This window comes from Hephaestia mangrovi (assembly GCF_019880555.1).
In the GTDB taxonomy this organism is placed as follows: Bacteria; Pseudomonadota; Alphaproteobacteria; order Sphingomonadales; family Sphingomonadaceae; genus Sphingomonas; species Sphingomonas mangrovi.
In genome coordinates this window covers 312,167-334,027 of the sequence record NZ_JAINVU010000001.1, presented here as the reverse complement: position 1 = coordinate 334,027, position 21,861 = coordinate 312,167, and the positions used below count along the sequence as shown (strand labels likewise).

The 21,861-nt window shown below is 67.0% G+C and carries 18 protein-coding genes; all 18 read right to left on the bottom strand.

Features of this window, described 5'->3' with window-relative positions:
• Positions 1-69: 69 nt before the first annotated feature.
• On the bottom strand, positions 70-1,233 hold the full coding sequence (locus K7G81_RS01510) for a deoxyguanosinetriphosphate triphosphohydrolase (RefSeq protein ID WP_223028972.1): 1,164 nt from the start codon (positions 1,231-1,233) through the stop codon (positions 70-72).
• 32 nt (positions 1,234-1,265) lie between these two features.
• Positions 1,266-2,888 carry a tetratricopeptide repeat protein gene (locus K7G81_RS01505; RefSeq protein ID WP_255586470.1) on the bottom strand — a complete coding sequence of 541 codons (1,623 nt, stop codon included), beginning with the start codon at positions 2,886-2,888 and terminating at the stop codon, positions 1,266-1,268.
• A 261-nt stretch (positions 2,889-3,149) separates the two neighbouring features.
• On the bottom strand, positions 3,150-4,673 hold the full coding sequence (gene ftsZ / locus K7G81_RS01500; protein ID WP_223028970.1) for a cell division protein FtsZ: 1,524 nt from the start codon (positions 4,671-4,673) through the stop codon (positions 3,150-3,152).
• A 118-nt stretch (positions 4,674-4,791) separates the two neighbouring features.
• Entirely contained in the window at positions 4,792-6,051 is a 1,260-nt protein-coding gene (gene ftsA / locus K7G81_RS01495; RefSeq protein ID WP_223028969.1) for a cell division protein FtsA, read from the bottom strand.
• Positions 6,052-6,059: 8 nt separating this feature from the next.
• Positions 6,060-7,004, bottom strand: coding sequence for a cell division protein FtsQ/DivIB (locus tag K7G81_RS01490; RefSeq protein ID WP_223028968.1), 945 nt, complete (start codon positions 7,002-7,004; stop codon positions 6,060-6,062).
• Positions 7,001-7,948 carry a D-alanine--D-alanine ligase gene (locus K7G81_RS01485; RefSeq protein WP_223028967.1) on the bottom strand — a complete coding sequence of 316 codons (948 nt, stop codon included), beginning with the start codon at positions 7,946-7,948 and terminating at the stop codon, positions 7,001-7,003. The genes K7G81_RS01490 and K7G81_RS01485 overlap by 4 nt, the downstream gene beginning before the upstream one ends.
• A complete protein-coding gene (gene murB / locus K7G81_RS01480) occupies positions 7,945-8,844 on the bottom strand; it encodes a UDP-N-acetylmuramate dehydrogenase (protein WP_223028966.1) in 900 nt (299 codons plus the stop codon). Before murB ends, K7G81_RS01485 begins: the two co-directional genes overlap by 4 nt.
• Complete coding sequence (gene murC / locus K7G81_RS01475) at positions 8,841-10,253, bottom strand: UDP-N-acetylmuramate--L-alanine ligase (protein WP_223028965.1); 1,413 nt, start codon at positions 10,251-10,253, stop codon at positions 8,841-8,843. The genes murB and murC overlap by 4 nt, the downstream gene beginning before the upstream one ends.
• Positions 10,250-11,398 (bottom strand): undecaprenyldiphospho-muramoylpentapeptide beta-N-acetylglucosaminyltransferase, encoded by a 1,149-nt coding sequence (gene murG, locus K7G81_RS01470; RefSeq protein ID WP_223028964.1) that lies wholly within the window; start codon positions 11,396-11,398, stop codon positions 10,250-10,252. The genes murC and murG overlap by 4 nt, the downstream gene beginning before the upstream one ends.
• Entirely contained in the window at positions 11,395-12,615 is a 1,221-nt protein-coding gene (gene ftsW / locus K7G81_RS01465) for a putative lipid II flippase FtsW (protein WP_223028963.1), read from the bottom strand. The genes murG and ftsW overlap by 4 nt, the downstream gene beginning before the upstream one ends.
• A complete protein-coding gene (gene murD, locus K7G81_RS01460; RefSeq protein ID WP_223028962.1) occupies positions 12,612-13,934 on the bottom strand; it encodes a UDP-N-acetylmuramoyl-L-alanine--D-glutamate ligase in 1,323 nt (440 codons plus the stop codon). The genes ftsW and murD overlap by 4 nt, the downstream gene beginning before the upstream one ends.
• Positions 13,931-15,001, bottom strand: a complete 1,071-nt coding sequence (gene mraY / locus K7G81_RS01455) for a phospho-N-acetylmuramoyl-pentapeptide-transferase (RefSeq protein WP_223028961.1) — start codon at positions 14,999-15,001, stop codon at positions 13,931-13,933. The genes murD and mraY overlap by 4 nt, the downstream gene beginning before the upstream one ends.
• Positions 15,002-16,372 (bottom strand): UDP-N-acetylmuramoyl-tripeptide--D-alanyl-D-alanine ligase, encoded by a 1,371-nt coding sequence (locus K7G81_RS01450; protein ID WP_223028960.1) that lies wholly within the window; start codon positions 16,370-16,372, stop codon positions 15,002-15,004.
• Positions 16,369-17,787 carry a UDP-N-acetylmuramoyl-L-alanyl-D-glutamate--2,6-diaminopimelate ligase gene (locus tag K7G81_RS01445; RefSeq protein WP_369412004.1) on the bottom strand — a complete coding sequence of 473 codons (1,419 nt, stop codon included), beginning with the start codon at positions 17,785-17,787 and terminating at the stop codon, positions 16,369-16,371. Before K7G81_RS01445 ends, K7G81_RS01450 begins: the two co-directional genes overlap by 4 nt.
• The gene (locus K7G81_RS01440) at positions 17,784-19,511 is read right to left on the bottom strand and encodes a peptidoglycan D,D-transpeptidase FtsI family protein (protein WP_223028958.1); all 1,728 of its coding nucleotides are present in this window, start codon (positions 19,509-19,511) and stop codon (positions 17,784-17,786) included. Before K7G81_RS01440 ends, K7G81_RS01445 begins: the two co-directional genes overlap by 4 nt.
• A complete protein-coding gene (locus tag K7G81_RS01435; RefSeq protein ID WP_223028957.1) occupies positions 19,508-20,170 on the bottom strand; it encodes a hypothetical protein in 663 nt (220 codons plus the stop codon). The genes K7G81_RS01440 and K7G81_RS01435 overlap by 4 nt, the downstream gene beginning before the upstream one ends.
• Complete coding sequence (gene rsmH, locus K7G81_RS01430) at positions 20,167-21,126, bottom strand: 16S rRNA (cytosine(1402)-N(4))-methyltransferase RsmH (protein WP_223028956.1); 960 nt, start codon at positions 21,124-21,126, stop codon at positions 20,167-20,169. Before rsmH ends, K7G81_RS01435 begins: the two co-directional genes overlap by 4 nt.
• Complete coding sequence (locus K7G81_RS01425) at positions 21,123-21,629, bottom strand: division/cell wall cluster transcriptional repressor MraZ (RefSeq protein ID WP_223028955.1); 507 nt, start codon at positions 21,627-21,629, stop codon at positions 21,123-21,125. Before K7G81_RS01425 ends, rsmH begins: the two co-directional genes overlap by 4 nt.
• Positions 21,630-21,861 lie beyond the last annotated feature (232 nt).

The window sequence follows — 21,861 nt, the reverse complement described above, 5'->3', positions numbered from 1 at the left end:
GTCGTTCCCAATGTGCGGAAAGTGCGCGCGCCTTAGACCAAGCCGACGCGAACCGCAAAACCCGAGCCGTCAGAAGCCTTCGGGCAAGTCGATCGCACCAACCACGTCGCGATAGCGCGCGATCGCGTATCGGTCGGTCATGCCTGCGATGAAATCGGCAATGTGGCGGCTGCGCCGGGGTTCGTCCTCCCGCAGCGCTGCGCGCCATTCGTCGGGAAGCGCCGCCGGATCGGCGCGATAGGCGGCGAACAGCCCATCGACGATGCCATGCGCCGCATCCGCCGCCGCCAGCTGCCGCGGATGATGGTAGAGATTGGCATACATGAAGCGTTTCAGCGTGCGCTCATCGTCGGCCATCGCGGGGGAAAAGCCGATCAATGCACGATCGGCGGCCCGCGCGTCGTCAGCGCTCGCAATTCCGGCTTCGGCGATGCGTCGCGTCGATTCGGTGATGACATCATTGACCATCGCGCCGATCTGGCTGCGGATCAGTTCGCCGGTCAGCCGCTTCGATCGCCCGCCGAAGCGCGCCTCCACCGCCTGCCATCCGCGCGCGACCACCGGCACGTCGAGGATCTGGTCAAAACTCAACAATCCCGCGCGCAGGCCATCGTCGATGTCGTGATTGTCGTAAGCGATATCGTCCGCGATCGCCGCAACCTGCGCTTCCAACGATGCGCGGCTGCCGAGATCGAGGGAAAAGCCGGCATCGACCTCGGCAAGTGCCCAGCCGGGGTGCCGGGCCGGACCATTGTGCTTGGCCAGGCCTTCGAGCATCTCCCAGGTCAGGTTGAGGCCATCCCACAACGGATAAGGCCGCTCGAGCTCGGTCAACACACGCAAGGTGTGACCGTTATGATCGAAGCCACCCTCGCCTTTCAGCGCCGCCTTGAGCGCGTCCTCGCCGGCATGGCCGAACGGCGGGTGGCCGATATCATGCGCGAGGCACAGCGCTTCGGTCAGATCCTCGTTGAGATCGAGGGCGCGCGCGATCGTCCGGCCGATCTGCGCGACTTCCAGGCTGTGGGTCAGGCGGACGCGGAAATGGTCGCCATCGGGCGCAAGGAACACCTGCGTCTTGTGGCGCAGGCGGCGAAACGCGATCGAATGGATGATACGATCGCGATCGCGTTGAAAGGCGTCGCGCGGGCCGCGCACCCCGCTCTGTTCCTCATGGCGACGGCCACGGCTCTTCTCGGGGTGCGAAGCCCAGGGCGCGAGCGGCCGCGTCATGCCGATTTCCCGTTGCATCACGCGGTCGTCTGTCACTTGGCCGGCAATTTGTCGATCTTCTGGCCCTTGGCGCTGGTGAACGGGAAAGCGGACAGGCCCTTTTTGGCGAGCTGATTGACGAAATCCTGCGCGGCATCGTCGGACTTGAACGGGCCGGCGAGCACGCGATTGGTAGCGTTGAGCGGCGTCGACCAGCCCTGTTTGCCCTTGAAGGCATCGGGTGCCTTGGCCTTCAATGCCGCCCACGCCTTGGGCAGATCGTGCTCATTGGCGCCGCCCGCGACCTGAACCCAGATGCGCGACGGATTGGCCTTTTCTTCCTTCTCCTTCGCGGCTTTTTCGGCAGCGGCCTTGGCGTCGGCCGCCTTCTTGGCTTCGGCAGCCTTTTTTGCGGCGGCGGCCTTGCGTTCGGCCTCCGCCTCTGCCCTTTCCTCGGCAGCTTTCTTCACCGCCGCGAGGTTGGCTGCTTCGAGCCGTTTCGCTTCGGCGGCCGGATCGGGCACGGGCTTGGTCGCCGCGGGCGGTGGCGCCGCCGCCGGCTCCGATGGAGCAGACCCTGTCTCCGACGGCGGGACGCTGATGCCGGACATGATCTGATGCAGGATATCATCCTCCTGCCCGACTCGTGTCGCTGCCTTGACCGGCGGCGCGGCTTTCGCGGGTGTCGGCGCCGCCTTGGGCGGCGGCGGCGTGGACGCCGCCTGATGTGCGACGGCCGCTTCCGCGGGCGCGGGCGACGTCGCTTGCGATTGAGCCGACGACGGCGCAGGCGCGACCGGCGCCGTGGCGGCGAGTTGGGCCGGCGTCGGAGCAGGCGTCGGCGCTGCCTTCGCAGCCACGCCTGCCGTGCTCGATTCCTGGCGCGCGCTCTGCGCTACACTTGCTTGCCGGCGCTCAGCCTTCTCGCGCGCCCGGCGTTGAGCGCGGCTTTCCTTGGCCGGCTTCGCCGCGGCGACCTCGACTGGCGGCGAAACCGGTTCGGGTGCGAGCGGGGGCAGCGGTGGCACCAGGCGCGCATCGGCGACGCGCTGGGGCGTCGACGCCACCTCGCCGAAATGCACGGCGAACGCGCGGTCGACGGGCGACAATTGCGGCAGGCGCTGGAAGAAGGGCGCGAGGCCGACCGCCATCTGGGGCGACAGCATCGCCTTGGCGATCTTGTCGGCCTGGTCCGGATCGCCAGTCATCGCCAGAATGAACGCGCGGTCGCGCCAGCCCGCATGATCCTGTTGCCGAACCAGCGGATCGATCTCGGCAAGAGCTCGATCGCGTTGCCCCGAAATGCCCAGCGACAAGGCATAGCGACGCATCGTCTCGGCATTGTCCGGATTTTGCGCAAGCGCGGTTCGATAGTCGCGCTGCGCGCGCTCCTGCTGGCCTATCAGATCGTAGGCAAGCCCGCGTTCCGAGGCAAAATCAGCCATGTCGGCGCCCATGCTCTCGGCCTGCTGAAACAGGCGCAGCGCCTCGCCCGGACGCTCCATATGGACCAGCACCGCCGCTTCATCGGCCTTGAGATGACCATCGTGGGGCCGCTCCGCTTCGGCGCGGCTGAACAGTACCGCCGCAGCAGTCGGGTCGCCAAGCTTGAGCGTCAGTTCGCCGGCCTTGATCAGTGCATCGGCATTCTTGGGCTCCTTGCCCAGGATACGCATCTGCTCCGCCAATGCGTCGGCATCGGGGGTCGGCGGCGGGACGAGGACGGAAGATGCGGGCGGATGAGCAACTTGCAGTCCAGCCGCCGGGGCCGGCATTGCAATGAACGCGCAAATAGAAGCTGTGAAAGCGCCGCCGAACGAAATGTAGGTCTTCATGGATGAAAAAATCTAGACCCGGTCGAGGCTGAACGCATCATGGCCGAACGGCGTAGCGCGCGGCAAGCCGACGCATAGCGTCGACCAGCACGCGCCGCCCTGCTATTGGTTGTTCTGGCGATGCAGGAAGCGGGGGATGTCGAGCGGATCCTGATCGCCTTCTTCCTCTTCATCGCGCGCGGAGCCGCGGGTAATGTTCGACATACGCTCGAACAGCGTCCCGCCCAGCTTCACGCGGGGCGCCGGAGCGGCTTCCTTTTCGGCTTCCGCCGGCTCGTCGCTTGCCGGCGTCCCAGCGGACAGCCAACGGCGGCGCGCCGCATTGGGTGACGGCGGCGGCAGGTCGTCACCAAACACCTTGGGCGCGGCGGGCGCCGGCTCGGGGACGACCGTATCGGCCCCGAGTACCAGCTCGTCGTCGCCCGCATCGGCATTCTCGGCGGGCGCCGATGCCTCGGTTTCGGCGTGGCTCGCGGCTTCGGTAACCGCAGCCTCGTCCACCGTCGGGGTCGCATCAGCCGCCACAGCCTCCTCGGCGGCCGGAGCTTTCTCCTCGTCGGCCACTTCGGGCTCGGGGGCCGGGCTCGGTGCCGGCGCCTTGCGCGGCGTGTTGAACGAGAAGGCACGCGTCGTTTCGACCGAAGCAGCTTGCCCCGGTGCGCCGGCGTCGATGCCCGTCGCCACCACCGAAACGCGAATCTTGCCTTCCAGCTCCGGATTGAACGCCGAGCCCCAGATGATGTTGGCGTCGGGATCGACCAGCTCGCGGATGTGATTGGCCGCCTCGTCGACCTCAAGCAGGCGCATGTCCTCGCCGCCGGTGATCGAGACGATCACACCCTTGGCGCCCTGCATGCTGACGCCATCAAGCAGCGGGTTGGCGATCGCCTTCTGCGCCGCCTCGATCGCGCGGCTGTCGCCGTCGGCCTCGCCGGTGCCCATCATCGCCTTGCCCATCTCCTGCATCACCGAACGCACGTCGGCGAAGTCGAGGTTGATGAGGCCGGGCATCACCATCAGGTCGGTGATGCCGCGCACGCCCTGCTGCAACACCTCGTCGGCCATCTGGAACGCTTCCTTGAAGGTCGTGTTCGCATTGGCGATCAGGAATAAATTCTGGTTGGGGATGACGATCAGCGTGTCGACGAACTTCTGCAGTTCCTCGATGCCTGCCTCGGCCGATTTGGCGCGGCGGCTGCCCTCGAACGCGAACGGCTTGGTGACGACGCCGACGGTCAGGATACCCATGTCGCGCGCGGTCTTGGCGATCACCGGCGCCGCCCCCGTGCCGGTGCCGCCGCCCATGCCGGCGGCAATGAAGCACATGTGCGCGCCTTCGAGGCTCTTGGCGACCTGATCGATCGTCTCCTCGGCAGCGGCGCGGCCTATCTCCGGCCGCGAGCCGGCGCCGAGCCCCTGCGTGATCTTGGCGCCGAGCTGGATGCGCTGCGGCGCGGTCGATTGCTTCAGCGCCTGTGCGTCGGTGTTGGCGACGAGGAACTCGACGCCCTGCACTTCCGCACGCATCATGTTGGCGATCGCGTTGCCGCCGGCGCCGCCGACGCCGATCACGCTGATCTTCGGCGTCAGTTCGTCGACGTCCGGTGGAAGGAATTCGATGCTCATTCGCCCTGTCTCCGCCCTGCCTCCCGGATACGCGGAGGCTTGCACTTCAATTAACCCTGCTTTTGCACGATGCCCGAAGCCGGTGAAAGACCAAATCCGGGGAGCGCGTCATAATTACTCAATAATTCGCCTTCACCGCTGAAACGAACCGCCTGATCGCAGCGAATCCCTTCTGGCGATGGACTGTCTGGTCCGCACGCACCGTCGCCCGCAGATCGACCGGGTTCGACGCGGCATAATAAACCAGCCCCGAAAGCGTCGCGAAGGCCGGGCCCGAATGCGCCTCGGGCAGGCCGACCAGGCCACGCGGACGCCCGACGCGCACCGCCCGGCCCAGCGATTGCTGAAAATAGTCGGCGATGCCGTTCAATTCAGCCCCGCCGCCGGTCAGCACGACCTGACGGCCGACCGGACTATCGAAACCGAGCTCCTTGAGTGCGGCCTGGATCTGCCCGCTGAGATGCTCGAGCCGCTGGCGGATCACGCCGATCAATTGCGCGCGGGTGATGCGATTGCCTTCGGTCGCGTCGTCCTCGGCGATCGGCTTGACTTCGATCATGTCGTGATTGTCACGCGGGCTCATGTTGGCCGAACCGTGGAAGCACTTCATCCGCTCGGCCTGCGCGCGCCGCGTGCCGAACGCCGACGCGATGTCGTCGGTGATATCGGCAGCGCCATAGGGAATCGAGGTCAGGCCGACGAGCATGCCGCCGGCGAACAGCGAGACGTTGGTGATCCCCGCGCCCAGCTCGATCAACGCAACGCCGAGCTCGCGCTCCTCGTCGCTCAGGCAGGCAAGCCCGGTCGCCACCGGCGAGGCGATGATCGACTTAACCTCGAGATGCGCGCTGCGCACGCACAGATCGAGGTTTCGCACCGGCGATCCGTCGGCGGCGACGACATGGATATGCACGCCCAGCCGATCGGCATGCAGACCCAGCGGCTTCTTGACGCCGGTCAACCCGTCCAGCGTGTAAAGCGTTGGCTGAGCATGCAAAACCATGCGGCCAGCGGGGTCGATCGACTCGCGGCCGGCCTGCAGCAATTCGTCGATATCCGCCTGCTCGATTTGATGGCCGCCGAGTTCGACCTCGACCGAGGCGACATCCGATACCAGGCCGCCCGCCGAGAAGCTGACCCAGACGTTCTCGATATTGGTGCCGGCGATCCGCTCGGCCTGCTCCACCGCCTCGCGAACGGCAAGCTCGGTCGCCGCCATGTCGGCGATATAGCCGCGCTTGACGCCGCGGCTCTCGCGCTGGCCGGTGCCGAGCACGATCAGCTCGCCGCCGTCTCCCTTCTGCGCGATCATCGCCGAGACCTTGGACGAGCCGATGTCCAGCGCCGTTATCAGTCCTTCAGGTGCTGCCTTCGCCATCCCCCTGATTACCCCTGTTCGATGCCGCCGGCCGACTGGCCGTGGCCCCCTGTGCCGCCATCATACACGGCTGGCGCGCCGTGTGAATCCTCGCTGACGTCATGGCTCTCCATCGCGTCGCCCTTGCGCGCGACCAGCTTGGTCGGATCGCGCATGTCGAAGCGGGTAAAGCCGCGGCCGAGCAGACGATCGGTGCCATCCATCTCCGCGAACTTGACGAGCGCGGCCGGCGCATTGTCTTCGGGCAGCTCGAGCGTCTCGCCGCTATCGAAGGTGATATTCCAGCGGCGGTCGCCAACCCAGGTCGCGCCGCGCACGCGTGGGCGCAGCGCAGGCGCGGCATCGAGCAGTGCCTGGTAGGCCGGCTCCTGTGTGTTGGCGTTGGGGCCGATGATCAGCGGCAGGTTGGGCATCGCCTGCGGCGTCACCGTGGAAAGCAGCACGCCCGAGGCGTCGATTAGCATCAGCTTGCCATTGTCCTGCCAAACGGCTGCCGGCGTGCGCTCATCGACATGGATCAGCAGCATGTTGGGCAGCCGCCGCGAAACGTGCGCATCCTTGATCCAGCCATATTGCAGCAATTGCTGGCGCACGTCCTCCAGGCTGACCAGCGGCATCGCGCGCGATTTCTGGTCCAGCGCAATGGCATAGACGGTCTGCGCGTCCATCCGCTTCAACCCGGTGATCTGGATCTGCTCGACCTTGAGCCCGGCGCGGCCAAGGCTTTCGGCAAGCGCGGTGCCGACCATGCCCGGCACGCCCAGCCATGTCGCCGCGCCCAGCCCGAGCAGCGCGACCACGGCGACGATCGTCCAGGTGACAAGCCGCTGCAGCGCTTCTTCGGAAATGCCGATCAGCGCGATCAATCGATCGCCGATCGATTTGCGCTGCTGCTTGCGGCCGCGCACGACCGGCCGTCGCGGCGGTGGACCCCGGCGGATCGTGCGGCTCATCGAGCGGAATCCCTGATCGCTTCGTCGACGATGCGCTGGACGAGTTCGGGATACGACATGCCGGCATGGCGCGCCTGTTCGGGAACGAGGCTGAGCGGCGTCATCCCCGGCTGCGTGTTGACCTCGAGCAGGAAGAGGCCGTCCTCGCCACACTCGTCATCCCAGCGGAAATCGGCGCGGCTGCACCCTTTGCAGCCGAGCAGCCGGTGCGCCTCGATCGCGATACGCTTGCACGCCGCGGCAATGTCATCGGGGATCGGCGCCGGGAAGAGATGCTCGGTCATGCCGTCGGTATATTTGGCGTCGTAATCGTAGAAGCCGCTCTTGGGCCGCAATTCGGTGACGCCCAGCGCGGTATCGCCGAGCACGGCGGTGGTCAGTTCGCGCCCGCGGACATAGGGTTCGGCGAGAAGCTCCTCGAAATCCTGCCAGGGCCCGGCAACGTCGCGCCCGATCGGATTGCCGTAATTGCCGTCCTCGGTGACGATCGCGATGCCAACCGACGAGCCTTCGTTGACCGGCTTGAGGACATAGGGACGCTTGAGCGGATCGCCCGCGAACAGATCAGCAGACCTGACGATGCGGCCACCCGGCATCGGGATACCGTGCGGCACCAGCGCCTGCTTAGTCAGCACCTTGTCGATCGCGATCACCGACGTGACCATGCCGGAATGCGTATAGCGCAGCCCCATCAGGTCGAGCATGCCCTGTATCGAGCCATCTTCGCCCGGCGTGCCGTGGAGCGCGTTGAACACCAGATCGGGCTTCGCCTCGGCGAGCCGAAGCGCGACATCGCGGCCCATATCGATCCGCGTCACGCGATGACCGAGACTCTCCAGCGCGTCGCTGACGCCCGCGCCGGACATCAGCGACACCTCGCGCTCGGCCGACCAGCCGCCCATCAGTACGGCGATGTGCAGAGTGGTTTTAAGAGCGCCGCTCATTCGGCCACCCCCACGCGTTGGATTTCCCATTCGAGCGTCACGCCGGATGCCGCCTTCACCCGCTCGCGCACGTCCTCGCCCAGCGCCTCGATATCGGCGCTGCTGGCTTCGCCGAGGTTGAGCAGGAAGTTGCAATGTTTCTCGCTGACCTGCGCGTCGCCGCGACGCAAGCCCCGGCAGCCGGCGGCATCGATCAGGCGCCAGGCCTTGTCGCCGTCCGGGTTCTTGAAAGTCGAACCGCCAGTGCGCGAGCGCAACGGCTGCGAGGCCTCGCGCTCGGCAGCGATGCGATCCATCTCGGCGGTGATCGCCGCCTTGTCGCCCGGCATGCCTTCGAACAGCGCCTCGACGACGACGGCGCCCGGCGGCAATGCCGAATGACGATAGGTATAGCCCAGCCGCTCGGCCGGCCATGTTTCGATGTCTCCGGCCCGCGTCACGACGGTCGCCTCGATCAGGATGTCGCTGGCATCGCGGCCATAGGCGCCCGCATTCATCCGCACCGCGCCGCCGACGGTGCCGGGAATGCCACGCAGGAATTCGAGGCCCGCAATCCCGGCGTCACGCGCGGCGCTGGCGACGGTGATACCCATCGCCCCGGCACCGGCGCGGACGCGGTTGCCGGGTTCGACCGATACCTTCGCCATCGCCTTGGGCAAGCGCACCACCACGCCCGGCACGCCGCCATCGCGCACGATCAAATTCGAGCCGACCCCGACCGGCAGCACCGGCGTTTCCGAATCGAGCCCAGCCATGAAGCTCGCCAGATCCTCGACACTTTCGGGCCGGACCAGCCATTCCGCGGCGCCGCCGGTGCGAAACCAGATGAAATCGGCGAGGCTGCCGTGATGCTCGACGCTGCCCTTGAGGGGCGGGAGAGCATAGCAAACGGTCATGCCGGCACCCGCGCGGTCTCGATCGCCTCGGCCAGCCCGGCCGCCCATTTGGTGATATCGCCGGCCCCCAGGCACACGACGAGATCGCCCTCGCGGATCGTGCCCGCCAGCGTTGCCGCCAGCGCCTCCGCATCGGCGATCGTCGCCGCCGAGCGATGCCCGCGACGCTTGAGCCCATCGACCAGCGCCAGTGCGTCGACACCCTCGATCGGTGCTTCGCCGGCAGCATAGACCGGCGTCACCAGCACCATGTCGGCATCGTTGAACGCGGTCTGGAACTCGCCCATCAGATCGCGCAGCCGCGTGTAGCGATGCGGCTGGACGACCGCGATCACACGACCTTTGGTGCCCTCGCGCGCGGCCGACAGCACCGCGCGAATTTCGACCGGATGGTGGCCGTAATCGTCGATGATCGGCACGCCTTCGACCTCGCCGACCTTGGTGAAGCGCCGCTTGACCCCGCCGAACGCCGCGAAGCCGCGCTGGATCGTCGAGTCGTCGATCCCCAGCTCGATCGCCACGCCGATCGCGGCGAGCGCGTTCTGGACGTTGTGGCGACCCGGCATCGGCAGCTCGACGCCTTCGATGATCCGGCTGTCACCATCGCGGTTGCGCACCACGACGTCGAAGCGATTGCCGCCGGGGAACGGCACCACGTTCTGCCCGCGAATATCGGCCTGCGCGGCGAAGCCGTAGGTGATGATCCGCCGATCACGGATGCGCGGCACGATGCCCTGCACTTCCGCGTGATCGAGGCACAGGAAGGCGGCGCCGTAGAACGGCACGTTCTCGACGAACTCGACGAAGGCGCGCTTCACCGCATCGAAATCGCCATAGTGATCGAGGTGTTCGGGATCGATATTGGTGACCACCGCCAACGTGCCGTCAAGCCGCAGGAAGCTGCCGTCGCTCTCGTCAGCCTCGACCACCATCCAGTCGCTCGCGCCCAATCGCGCGTTCGAGCCGTAGGAATTGATGATCCCGCCGTTGATGACAGTCGGATCGACGCCGCCGGCATCGAGCAGTGCCGCGACCATCGAGGTCGTCGTCGTCTTGCCGTGCGTGCCGGCCACGGCGACCGTGGACTTGAGCCGCATAAGCTCGGCGAGCATCTCGGCGCGGCGCACCAAGGGCACGCGCCGTTCGAGCGCCGCCTCGACCTCCGGGTTGCCGCGCTTGACCGCGGTCGATACGACGACCACCGCGGCGTCGCCGATATTCTCTGGCTTGTGGCCGATGTGGACGGCGATGCCCTTCTTGCGCAACGCCTGCACCGTCGCACCTTCGCTGAGGTCCGAGCCCTGCACCGAATAGCCGAGATTGTGCATCACCTCGGCAATGCCCGACATGCCGATGCCGCCGATGCCGACGAAATGGATCGTGCCGATATCGGTGCCGACGCCCTTCATGCCGCCACGCCCTGCGGCAGCGGCACACCATATTCCTGACCGCCTTCGCGCGCCGGCGCGAGGCCTTCAACGAGATCGGCGAGATCGCGCGTCGCGTTCGGCCGGCCGCAGCTCTTGGCGCGCGCGGCGGCATTCTGCAGTGCAACCGGATCGAGCCCCAGTTTCTGCATCTGCTTGGCGAGTTCCTTGGGCGTGAACGCCTTCTGGCTGATCGTCCGCGCGCCGCCGGCCTGCGTGATCTCGCGGGCATTGGCGGTCTGGTGATCGTCGGTGGCGATCGGCAAAGGCACGAGGATCGCAGGGCGGCCCGCGGCCGTCAGCTCGGCGATCGTCGAGGCACCGGCGCGAGCGATGACAAGGTGCGCCCAGGCAAGCTGCTCGGGCATGTCCGGAAGATAGGTGGCGAGCTCGGCGGCGATCTGCAGCTCGGCATATTTGGCGCGCGCGGCGTCGATGTCCTCGATCCGCGCCTGATGCGTCACCTGCAGGCGGCGACGGAAACTGACCGGCAGCATCGCCAGGCCATCGGGCACCACCTGGCTGAGCACACTCGCCCCCTGGCTGCCGCCGGTGACGAGGACGCGGAAGATGCCGTCTTCCTCAAGCAGCGGGAACGGGCGATCGCGTAAGGTCAGCACTGCCTCGCGAACCGGATTGCCGACGAGATGCGTCTTGGGTTGCCAATCGAGCTTCAGGCGCTCGACCTCGAGATAGGAGGTGGCGATCGCATCGACCTTGCGCGCGACGAGGCGATTGACGCGGCCCAGCACTGCATTCTGTTCGTGCACCGCGGTCGGGATCTTCGCCTTGAACGCGGCGAGCAGCGCGGGGAGCGCGGGATAGCCGCCGAAGCCGATCACCGCCTCGGGCTTGAAGGTGCGATAGAGCTGCACCGCCATCGCGCGGCCGGCGAGCACCTGGCGCGCGCCCTTAATCCAGCCGAGCGGCCCGCCGGACATGCGGCCGGCAGGCAGGATGTGGGTCTGGATTTCCTCGAACAGGCCGGGGAAGCGCACGCCCCGCTCGTCGGAAACCAGCGCGACGCGGTGGCCGCGGCGCGTAAGCTCGGCCGCCAGGGCGGCAGCGGGAACCATATGGCCGCCGGTTCCACCGGCAGCGAGGACGAAGTGGCGTTCGCGTGTCATCGTCCGCTCCATCGCACGATATAGGGCGACCGCGTCAAGAAGGGGTTTCGCCGGGTGAAGGCGAGCAGCAGCCCCATGCCGATCGACAGCGCGACCATCGACGAGCCGCCATAGCTGATGAACGGCAGCGTCATACCCTTCGACGGGGCGAGCCCGGTGTTGACGAGGATGTTGATCATCGCCTGCGCGCCGAATTGCGTCGCGAGGCCGGCCGCCGCCAGCAGCCGGAACTCGTCCTGCTCGTCGAGCAGCTTGACGAACACGCGGATCACCAGCGCGAGGAACAGCAACGCGACGATCGCGCAGGCGATCAGCCCGAATTCCTCGCCGATCACCGAGAAGATATAGTCGGTATGCGCCTCGGGCAGCTTGAACTTCATGACGCCGCCGCCGGGGCCGGTGCCGAACAGGCCGCCGGCGGTGAGCGTCGCGTGGGCCATATCGGTCTGATAATGGTCGATCTGCGCGGTATCGGTATCCGGGAACAGGAAGGCGTCGATGCGCACCCGCGCGGTCGAATAGAAGGTGTAAGCGGCGAGCAGGCCGACCGGGATGCAGCCGATCAGCGTCACCAGCGTCCGCCACGGCGTGCCCGCGACCATCAGCAGCGCCATCCAGACCAGGCCGAAGATCATCGTCTGGCCGAAATCGGGCTCGAGCATCAGCAAGGCGCCGATCGCGGCGGTCATCGCCAGCGTGATCGGAAAGACCGGCAAATCCTTGTCCTGCGCGCGGAGCGACAACAGCCAGGCGGTGGTCACGATGAAAAAGGGCTTGAGGAATTCGGACGGCTGGAACTGCCCGATACCCACCCCGAACCAGCGCCGCGCGCCGTTTACCGCCGCGCCGACGAACGGCACCATCGCCAGCAACGCGATGCAGACGATGCAGCCGAGGATCGCGAAGCGCTTCGCCGTGTTGATCGGCAGCATCGAGACGACGAACATCACCGGCAGCGAGATCGCCACCCAGCCGAGCTGTCGCCAGAAATAATAAAGCGGCGCGATATGCCGCGATCCGCCCGAATAACGAACGGCGCTGGCCGGGGATGCCGCGGCGACGGCGACGAGGCCGATCGCGATCAGCACCAGCGCGATCAGCAGCAGCACGCGATCGATATCCCAGAACCACATCGCCAGCGGCGTGGCGTCGCCACGCCCGCTGCGTGGCTTGATCCGGGCGAGCAGCCCGGCGGGTTCGGCGCGTGCATCGGTCATGACAGAGCCTCCACCGCGGCGCGGAACGCATCGCCGCGCGCCTCGTAATCGCGAAACTGATCGAACGACGCGCAGGCGGGCGACAACAGCACGGTTTCGCCGGGCCGCGCGTTCTCCGCCGCCGTCGTCACCGCGACGTCCAGCGTGCCGCTCTCGTCGACCGGCATGTGCGGGCGGAGCAGTTCCGCGAAGCGCGGCCCCGCCTCGCCGATCGTATAGGCATGGGCGATGCGATCGAAATGCGGGCGGCAGGCATCGAGATCGTCGCTCTTGGCAAGGCCGCCGAGAATCCAGTGGATGCGATCGAACGCGGCCAGCGCGGGCGCGACGCTTTCCGGATTGGTCGCCTTCGAATCGTCGACATAGGCGACGCCGCCGCGCTCGCCGATGCGCTGCATGCGGTGCGGCAGGCCGGCAAACGTCTCGAGCCCGCGGTCGATCGCCGCTTCCGGCACGCCGAGCGCCTGCGCGGCGTTGATCGCGGCCAGCGCGTTCTGGGCGTTGTGCGGCCCCTGCAGCGACGGCCAGCGCGATTGATCCATGCACACGCCCGGCGCGATCTTGGTGAGGTGCTCGCCACGCGCCGACAGGCTGCGCGCGATAGCGGCCGAGGGCGCGTCGCCGATGCCGATGATCGCTGTGTGGTCGGGCAACTGCATCGCGAACAGCCGCGCCTTGCTGTCGGCATAGGCCTGGAAATCGGCGTAGCGATCGAGATGATCCGGGGTGATGTTGAGCAGGATCGCGACGTCGCAATCGAGGCTCTGCGTCAGGTCGATCTGATAGCTCGACAGTTCGAGGACGTAGACGCCACCTTCCGGCAACGGCTCCTGCCCCAGGATCGGCAGACCGATATTGCCGCCAAGCCGCGCGGGAATGCCGGCGGTTTCGAGGATATGATGGATCAGCGCCGTGGTGGTCGATTTGCCGTTGGTGCCGGTGATGCCGACGACCTTGTGCGGCGGCAGCTCGGCGCGTGCCTGCGCGAACAGCTCAATATCGCCGATGATCGGGACGTTTGCGGCGCGCGCTTTAGCGGCGATCGGATGCTTGTTAATCGGGACGCCCGGCGAGACGATCACCGCGTCGAAATCGGCCAGATCAATCGTTTCGAGATCAGCAATCTGCAACGAGACTGCATCAAGATTTACCGCAAGTTCTTGGACCGACTCTACGAGGCTTTCGCATCGCTGGGCATCGCTGTCCCAAGCCACAACCTCGGCGCCGCTCGCCACCAGCGCACACACCGTCGCCGCGCCCGAGCGCGCCAACCCAAGCACCGCATAGCGTTTGCCGCGCCAGGCTGTGCTGGTAATCACCGCAGCTTCAACGTCGACAGGCCGGCAAGCGCCAGCACCAGCGCGATGATCCAGAAGCGGATCACGACGGTCGGTTCGCTCCAGCCGAGCTGCTCGAAATGATGGTGGATCGGCGCCATGCGGAACACGCGCTTGCCGGTGCGCTTGAAGAAGAACACCTGGATGACGACCGACAACGCCTCGACGACGAAGAGGCCGCCGATGATCGCCAGCACGATCTCGTGATGCGCCGTCACCGCGATCGCGCCGAGCGCGCCGCCCAGCGCGAGGCTGCCGGTATCGCCCATGAAAACGGCTGCCGGCGGCGCGTTGAACCACAGGAAAGCAAGCCCCGCCCCGGCGATCGCCCCGCAATAGATCGCGAGATCACCCGCGCCCTCGACGTGTGGGATGCCGAGATAATCGGCGAATTTCGCGTTGCCGACCAGATAGGCGATAATCATGAACGCGACGGCGGCGATAATCACCGGCATGGTCGCGAGGCCATCGAGCCCGTCGGTCAGGTTCACCGCATTGCCGAACGCCACGATCACGAAGGCCGCGAAGGCGATGTAGAAATAGCCGAGATCGATCGACACGCCGGTGACGAACGGCAGATAGAGATGGGTGCCATTCTCGTGCGTGATCAGCGCCGCCGCGACTGCCGCGATGATGAACTCGGCAAGCAGGCGGACACGCCCCGAAACGCCCTTGGTGCTCGCCTTGGTCACCTTGTCGTAATCGTCGAGGAAACCGATCGCGCCAAAGCCCAGCGTGACGAACAGGCACGCCCAGACATAGGGGTTGGCGAATTCCATCCACAGCAGCATCGATACGCTGAGGCTGGTGAGGATCATCAGCCCGCCCATGGTGGGCGTACCGCGCTTGGCGAGATGGCTCTGCGGGCCGTCGTCGCGGATCGGCTGGCCCTTGCCCTGCCGGATGCGCAGCCAGCCGATGAACCGGGGGCCGATCAACAGACCGAGGAACAAGGCGGTGGCGACGGCGCCGCCGGTGCGGAAGCTCAGATACCGGAAGAGGTTGAGCAGGCCGGCGAAGTGCAGATGTTCCGCGATCCAATACAGCATTTACGTCTTTCCACCCGCCAGCCCGGCGACGACCGTGGCGAGCCCCACTCCGTTCGAACCCTTGATGAGAACCGCATCGCCTGGCGCCAGCATCGCCTTCAGCCGGTCGCGCGCGGTTTGAGCATCGGGCACATGGACGAAATCGACCTCGCCCTCAAGCGCATTCGCCAGCGCGCCCATCGCTTCGCCGACCAGAATGACCATCTGGGCGCCGCTCGCCTTGACCGGCCCGGCAAGCCCCTCGTGGAAAGCGCGGCTGCCCTCCCCCAATTCGTACATATCGCCGAGGACCGCGATCTTGCGGGTGGCGGTTTCGTCGGCGAACACCGCCAGCGTCGCGGCCATCGACGCGGGATTGGCGTTGTAGCTTTCATCGATGACCAACGCCTCGCCGTCACCAACCTGAGCCATGAACCGCGCACCGCGCCCGGCAATGCCGCCGAGTTCGGCGAGCGCGAGCCCGGCCATCGCGAGGTCGCCGCCGGCCGCGCGTACCGCCGCCAGCAACGCGAGCGAGTTGGACACCCAATGCGCGCCGAATTGCGAGACGGTGTAGCTCAGTTCCTCATCGCCCAGCCGGGCATTGACGAAGGTGCCGCGCTCGGTGCGCATCGTGTCCACCGCATGGACGTCGGCGCCTTCGCCGAGGCCGAAAGTGACGATTTCGGCGGCATAGGGCCTCGCCGCGGCGATCAGGCGATCGCGATGCGGGCTGTCGAACGGCACGATCGCGGTGCCGCCGGGCTCGAGGCCCTGAAAAATCTCGCCCTTGGCGTCGGCGATCGCGCTTTCGTCAGGAAAGAATTCGCTGTGCGCCGGCGCGATCGCGGTGACGATAGCGATATGCGGGCGCACGAGACGGGTGAGCTGGGCCAGTTCGCCGGCATGGTTCATGCCCATCTCGAACACGCCGAACCGCGTCGCGCGCGGCATCCGGGCGAGGCTGAGCGGTACGCCGGTATGGTTGTTGTAGCTCTTGAGCGAGCGGTGCGCCCGGCCCGGCTCAACGCGATCGAGAGCGGCGTAGAGCGCCTCCTTGGTCCCCGTCTTGCCGACCGAGCCGGTGACGCCGATGATCTTGGCTGCGGAGCGCGCGCGCGATGCGCGCCCGAGATCGTTGAGCGCCGCCATCGTGTCGGCGACGAGCACATGCGGGTGCGGGGTCGATACGCTGACCACCGCACCCGCAGCTCCCCGCTCGGAGCTCTGATCGAGGAATTTGTGTCCGTCGGTCGTCTCACCCTTGAGCGCGATAAACAGATCGCCCGGCCCGACTTCACGCGAATCGAAGGTGACGCCGTCGACCACGAAATCGGCGGATGCCTTGCCGCCGGTTGCAACGGCGATCTCGGCTGAGGTCCACAGGCTCATGCCGCCGCCTCGCGCGCGACTGCCACGTCGTCGAACGGCAGCACCATGTCGCCGATGATCTGCCCCTGTTCGTGCCCCTTGCCGGCGAGCAGCACGATATCTTCCGGCCCGGCCATGTCGATCGCCGCGGCGATCGCCTGGCGGCGACCGCCGATCTCGGTCGCGCCGGGCGCGCCCTTCATCACCTCGCGGCGGATCTTGCCGGCATCCTCGGTACGCGGATTGTCGTCGGTGACGATCACCGTGTCCGCGCCGGCCGCGGCGGCCTGGCCCATCGGCTCGCGCTTGCCGGGATCGCGATCACCGCCAGCCCCAAACATGACGATCAACCGGCCTGCCGCATGCGGCTTGAGCGCGGCAATCGCTGCTTCGAGCGCGTCGGGCGTATGCGCGTAATCGACATAGACCGGCGCGCCCGCCCGCGTGATGACCGCGCGCTCGAGCCGCCCGCGCACCGGCGCCAGCCGGCCGAGCGCGGCAATCGTCTGTTCCACATCGCCGCCGGTGCCGATGACGATGCCCGCCGCGGTCAGCGCATTGGCTGCCTGATAAGCGCCGATCAGCGGCAGCGTTACCTTATGCTCGCGGCCCTCGGCCTCTATCACCAGCCCTTGGCCGAGCAGCGTCGGCGCGCGCGACAGCAGGCGGAGCGTGTCGCCGCGCTCGCCCACGGTAATCAGTCGGTTGCGGCGCTCGCGCGCGAGATCGATGACGCGCGCGGAATGCTCGCCATCATCGGCCCACACCACGGCGACGCCGTCGGGATCGAGCACCTCTGCGAACAGGCGCATCTTGGCGGTGAAATAATCCGCCATGTCCTTGTGGTAATCGAGATGATCGCGGCTGAGGTTGGTGAACGCCGCCGCGCGCACCGGCAGGCCTTCGGTGCGATATTGCGACAGGCCGTGGCTCGACGCCTCGAACGCGACATGAGTCACGCCTTCGCGCGCGAGGCCGGCGACATTCGACAGGAAGGTGACGATATCGGGCGTCGTCAGTCCGGTCGATACGCTGTCGTCGGCGGTGGTCACGCCCAGCGTGCCGATCGACGCGGCGTGATGCCCCGCCATGCGCCAGAGCTGGCGGGTGAGCTCGACGGTCGAGGTCTTGCCGTTGGTGCCGGTGACGGCGGCAGTCACCTCGGGGAACGGCGCGAAGAACCGCGCGGCCAGTCGGGCGAACAGCTGGCGCGGATTGTCGTCGACCAGGTGCGCGGCGCCTTCGACGGTGACGCCGGGCCGCGTCACCACGGCGATGGCGCCGGCAGCGATGGCGGCGGGAATGAAATCCTCGCCATTGACGCGGGTGCCCTGGAAGGCGCCGAACACCGTGCCCGGCGCGACCTTGCGGTGATCGATCGCGAAACCGGAAACCGTCGCGGTCTCACCCCTCCCGGTAAGATCGCCGAGCTTCACTGGTCCGCACCTTTGCCGGCATCGTCGCTGCCCGGCCCGTTCCATAACAGCGGCAGCAAGTCCGATTCGTCGATGTCCCTCGACATATCGGGCAGCACGCCGAGCAAGGGACCGATGCGCTGAATCACGCGGTTGGCGACGGGCACCACGTTCCACGCAGCAGTCGTCCAGCCATAGGTCTGAGCGGTGGCGTGCGGCGCATCGAGCATGGTGATGACGACATAGCGCGGTCTGTCGATCGGGAACACTGCGGCGAAGGTCGCGACGTTGCGGTGCTTGTCATATCCCCCCGCGTCGGCGATTTCGGCGGTGCCGGTCTTGCCGCCGACGCGATAGCCCGGCGCGTCGGCCCGGCGGCCGGTGCCCTTCAGCACCACCAGGCGAAGCAACTGGCGCATCCGGTCGCTGGTCGCTTGCGAAAGCACCCGCTCGCCGGCAGCGGCCTGCCCCGGCGCAACCCTGAGCAAGGTCGTCGGCCGCCAGATGCCGCCGTTGACCAATGTCGCATAGGCGTTGGCGAGTTGCAGCGGGGTGATCGCTATGCCGTGGCCATAGCCGGTCGTCATCGTCGTCGTGCGCGCCCAGAACTTGGGCCAGAGCGGGCTGCCTTTCTCCCTCAGCTCGATGTCGGGCCGGGTATCGAAGTGCATCTTGTGGAAGATGTCTTTCATGCCCTGCTCGCCGATCAGGTCGGCGATCCGCGCGGTGGCCACGTTCGAGGAATAGATCAGCGTTTCGGGAATGTTGAGCCAGCGCTTGGGATCGCTGGGAAGATCGTGAATGGTGAAGCGGCCGACTTGCAACGGCTTGGTCGCATCGAAGCGACGCGCCATCGACGTGACGGTGCCGCTCTCGATCGCCTCGGCCATGGTGATCGGCTTGAAAGTCGATCCCAGCTCGAACACGCTCTGCGTCGCGTTATTGCGCAGTTCGTCCGGCGTCGCGTCCTTGATCCGGTTCGGGTTGAACTGCGGCATCGAGGTCATCGCGACGATCTCGCCGGTATGCACGTCCTCGACGATGCCGACCGCCGCCTTGGCCTGGAACGTCGCCATCGCCGCGCCAAGCTCGCTCTCCATCGCCGCCTGCACGCGGGCATCGATCGACAGCGCGATCGGCTGGCTACGCGAGCCTTGGTCGAGCAGCTTCGTGTCGAGCGCGCGCTCCATGCCTAGCGCGCCATGGCCGGTATAATCAACGAAGCCGAGCACATGATCGGCGAGCTTCGATTGCGGGTAGAGCCGCTCGGGCTCGCGCGAAAAGACGATCGCCGGCTCGCCGATCGCATTGACCTGCTCCACCGTGCCGGGAAGAGCGCGACGCTCGATATAAGTGAACGGCACATCCTGCGTCAGCTTGGCGTAGAAATAGCTCTCGTCATGCGCCGGAATGAGCTGGGCGAGCTGCTGCGCGATCGCGCGGCGATCACCGATGATGTCGCGCGGATGCACGCCGATCGACCAGGCATCGATCGTCCGCGCCAGCGGGGCGCCGTTGCGATCGACGAGATCGGCGCGCAACGGCACCAGCGCCGCGGCGGCATCCCTGCTCGTCGCCGGCTGGGTGAAGACGGCAAGCCAGGCGAGCCGCAGCACGATCATCGCCACGCCCGCCCCGAACAGCAGCAGCAGCATCATCAGCCGCGCATGGCTGGTCGCCAGCAGTGCATGCCGCTTCGCATTGCCGCCGCGCTGCGGCAGAGGGCGGGCGAGCGCGACGCTCACCTGAGCGACGCCGTCTCGGCGCGCGCCTTGCTCATCAGATCGCCCAGCGTCGCGTCGCTCAGCAGCTTGCGGTCGAGCATCGCCATCGCCTGCTCCTTGGCATGCGAGGCGGCGGAAGACTTGGCCGACCGCGCTGCCGCCGCCTTGACGATCGCGGCCAGCGGATCGGCAGCGGGCTTGGCGCTCGCCACTTCGACCTTCGCGGGCGTCGATTTCGCATGAGCAGGCTCGGCCGCCGCGGTCATCGCCCGCGCGGGAGACTGCGACGCAGCGTCGTCGGCATCACCATCGGAATCAGGCGAGGAAACCACCGGCAGCGTCGGGATCACCAGCGAGGCCATCTGCACCTCGGCGCCATCGGGCGCCTCGCTGCCCAGCGAGGCAAGCTGCTGCCCGCTCGACATATATTGCGCCGCGGTCGGCGCGCTGAGAGCGAGAACATCGCCATTCCAGCGCTCGAGCTGGGCGAGATTGGCGCGCGTGGAAAATTCGGTCTGCAGCGACCGGATATCGTTCGTCGCCTCCGCGATCTGGCGGTTCACGTGATCGAGCTTCTTGCGCTCGACCGAAACCTGAAGCGAGACCAGATAGAAGCCGAGCGCCGCGATCACCGCGATCGCCAGCCACCCCAGCCCCTTGAGCCTGTAGGTCGCCGTCATCTTGCCTTCCCCTTTGTCCACGCCGCCGCGGCCGTGCGCCGCGCCACTCGCAAGGTCGCCGAACGCGCGCGCGGGTTGCGCGCCACCTCGGCCTCGCCGGCACGCACCGCGCGGCCGACGATCTCGAAACTCGGCGCATCCTTCGCCGCCGCCTGCGGCAGGTGCCGCGATCCGGCGGGCGTTGCGCCCGAACGCTCCCTGAGGAAGCGCTTGACCAGCCGATCCTCGAGGCTGTGAAACGTCACCACCGCCAGCCGGCCGCCGGGCTTGAGCACGCGCTCGGCCGCGGCCAGGCCATCGGTCAGCTCATCGAGCTCGCGATTGAGATGAATGCGGATCGCCTGGAAGGTCCGCGTTGCCGGGTCCTTTTTGTCATGCGGACGATAGCCGAGCGCCTTGCGCACTACCTGGGCCAGTTCGGCGGTGCGGGTCAGCGGGCGCGCCGCGACGATCGCCTTGGCCACGCGCCGCGAGCGCGGCTCCTCGCCATATTGGTAGAGGACGTCGGCGATCTCCTCCTCGGCGGCCTCGTTGACGAACTCGGCCGCGGTTTCGCCCGCCTGGCTCATCCGCATGTCGAGCGGCCCGTCGGCCTGGAACGAGAAGCCACGATCGGCACGATCGAGCTGCATCGACGAAACGCCGATGTCCATCGTCACGCCATCGACCGGCACCGCATCGAGCGCGGCAAGCTCGCCCTCCATCGCCGAGAAGGGCGCCTCGATCAGCGCCAGCCGCCCCTCGCCGTCGCGCACCAGCGTCTCGCCTTCGGCAATCGCATCGGGATCGCGATCGAACGCGAACACCGTCGCGCCTTTGGCCAGCATCGCGCGGGTGTAGCCGCCGGCGCCGAACGTCGCATCGACGTGCCGTTCGCCGGGCAGGATGGCGAGCGCGTCGATCACTTCGTCGAGCAAGACGGGAACGTGGCGGATGTCGGCCCCGGGCGCGGTCATAGCGCGATGCCTTTCTCGGCCATGAAGAAACGTGCCGCCGCCTTCTGGACGTCGGTGGCGCTGTCGCATTCGATCAGCGTCTTCGGATCCCAGACCTCGAAGAAATCGAGCACGCCCCAGAAAAAGGCATGCGCGCCGATCTGCGCCTGAAAGCGAGGGAACGGGGGCAGGATAAACCGTCCGCTCGCGTCGAAAGGCAGCGATTCGGCGGCGCCGCCGCCCTTGCGCTTGATGTTGTAATCGATGTCGCCGTCATCGCCCGGATTGGCGAGTTCGCGCGCGGTGAGGCGCTCGGCGAGATGGGCGGTATAGCGCAGGTCATAGCCGATCAGGCAGTTCTCGCGCGGGTGAGTCGACAGGATCAGCTTGCGGATCGCCTTGCCTTCGCCGTCATCGGGATTGTTGGCCTCGACGCTGCCGCGCAGCGACGCCGGGATCGCCACGCGCCCCTTTTCGTCGACGGCCTGCAGGCCATAGCCCTGATAAAGTTCCCGTTCCGACACGCCCACCTACCTCGGCAGCGGCGCGCACGACTCCCTTGCCCCGAAAAACGGCCTTCACCGCCCCTCGGCCACGCCATTTCAGCGAACAAGGAGCCTGCCCCCTCTGTCCGATACTGGAATACCAAGGGGAAGCTGGGGATGCAACGGGAGAAATGGGGATTTTGCGGGTCAACAAGTGTAAAGACGCGGCAAATCATGCGCAGTACGCACGTTGTTCCCGCCCCGTTCTCGC

What these genes read in the sequence shown, in the direction of transcription:
- K7G81_RS01450 (WP_223028960.1), bottom strand. Translation starts at nt 16,372, where the DNA reads ATGAGCCTGTGGACCTCAGCCGAGATCGCCGTTGCAACCGGCGGCAAG.
- ftsZ (WP_223028970.1), bottom strand. Translation starts at nt 4,673, where the DNA reads ATGAGCATCGAATTCCTTCCACCGGACGTCGACGAACTGACGCCGAAG.
- mraY (WP_223028961.1), bottom strand. Translation starts at nt 15,001, where the DNA reads ATGCTGTATTGGATCGCGGAACATCTGCACTTCGCCGGCCTGCTCAAC.
- K7G81_RS01490 (WP_223028968.1), bottom strand. Translation starts at nt 7,004, where the DNA reads ATGAGCCGCACGATCCGCCGGGGTCCACCGCCGCGACGGCCGGTCGTG.
- murG (WP_223028964.1), bottom strand. Translation starts at nt 11,398, where the DNA reads ATGACACGCGAACGCCACTTCGTCCTCGCTGCCGGTGGAACCGGCGGC.
- ftsA (WP_223028969.1), bottom strand. Translation starts at nt 6,051, where the DNA reads ATGGCGAAGGCAGCACCTGAAGGACTGATAACGGCGCTGGACATCGGC.
- K7G81_RS01510 (WP_223028972.1), bottom strand. Translation starts at nt 1,233, where the DNA reads ATGACGCGGCCGCTCGCGCCCTGGGCTTCGCACCCCGAGAAGAGCCGT.
- rsmH (WP_223028956.1), bottom strand. Translation starts at nt 21,126, where the DNA reads ATGACCGCGCCCGGGGCCGACATCCGCCACGTTCCCGTCTTGCTCGAC.
- ftsW (WP_223028963.1), bottom strand. Translation starts at nt 12,615, where the DNA reads ATGACCGATGCACGCGCCGAACCCGCCGGGCTGCTCGCCCGGATCAAG.
- K7G81_RS01505 (WP_255586470.1), bottom strand. Translation starts at nt 2,888, where the DNA reads ATGCGTATCCTGGGCAAGGAGCCCAAGAATGCCGATGCACTGATCAAG.
- murB (WP_223028966.1), bottom strand. Translation starts at nt 8,844, where the DNA reads ATGACCGTTTGCTATGCTCTCCCGCCCCTCAAGGGCAGCGTCGAGCAT.
- K7G81_RS01435 (WP_223028957.1), bottom strand. Translation starts at nt 20,170, where the DNA reads ATGACGGCGACCTACAGGCTCAAGGGGCTGGGGTGGCTGGCGATCGCG.
- murC (WP_223028965.1), bottom strand. Translation starts at nt 10,253, where the DNA reads ATGAAGGGCGTCGGCACCGATATCGGCACGATCCATTTCGTCGGCATC.
- K7G81_RS01485 (WP_223028967.1), bottom strand. Translation starts at nt 7,948, where the DNA reads ATGAGCGGCGCTCTTAAAACCACTCTGCACATCGCCGTACTGATGGGC.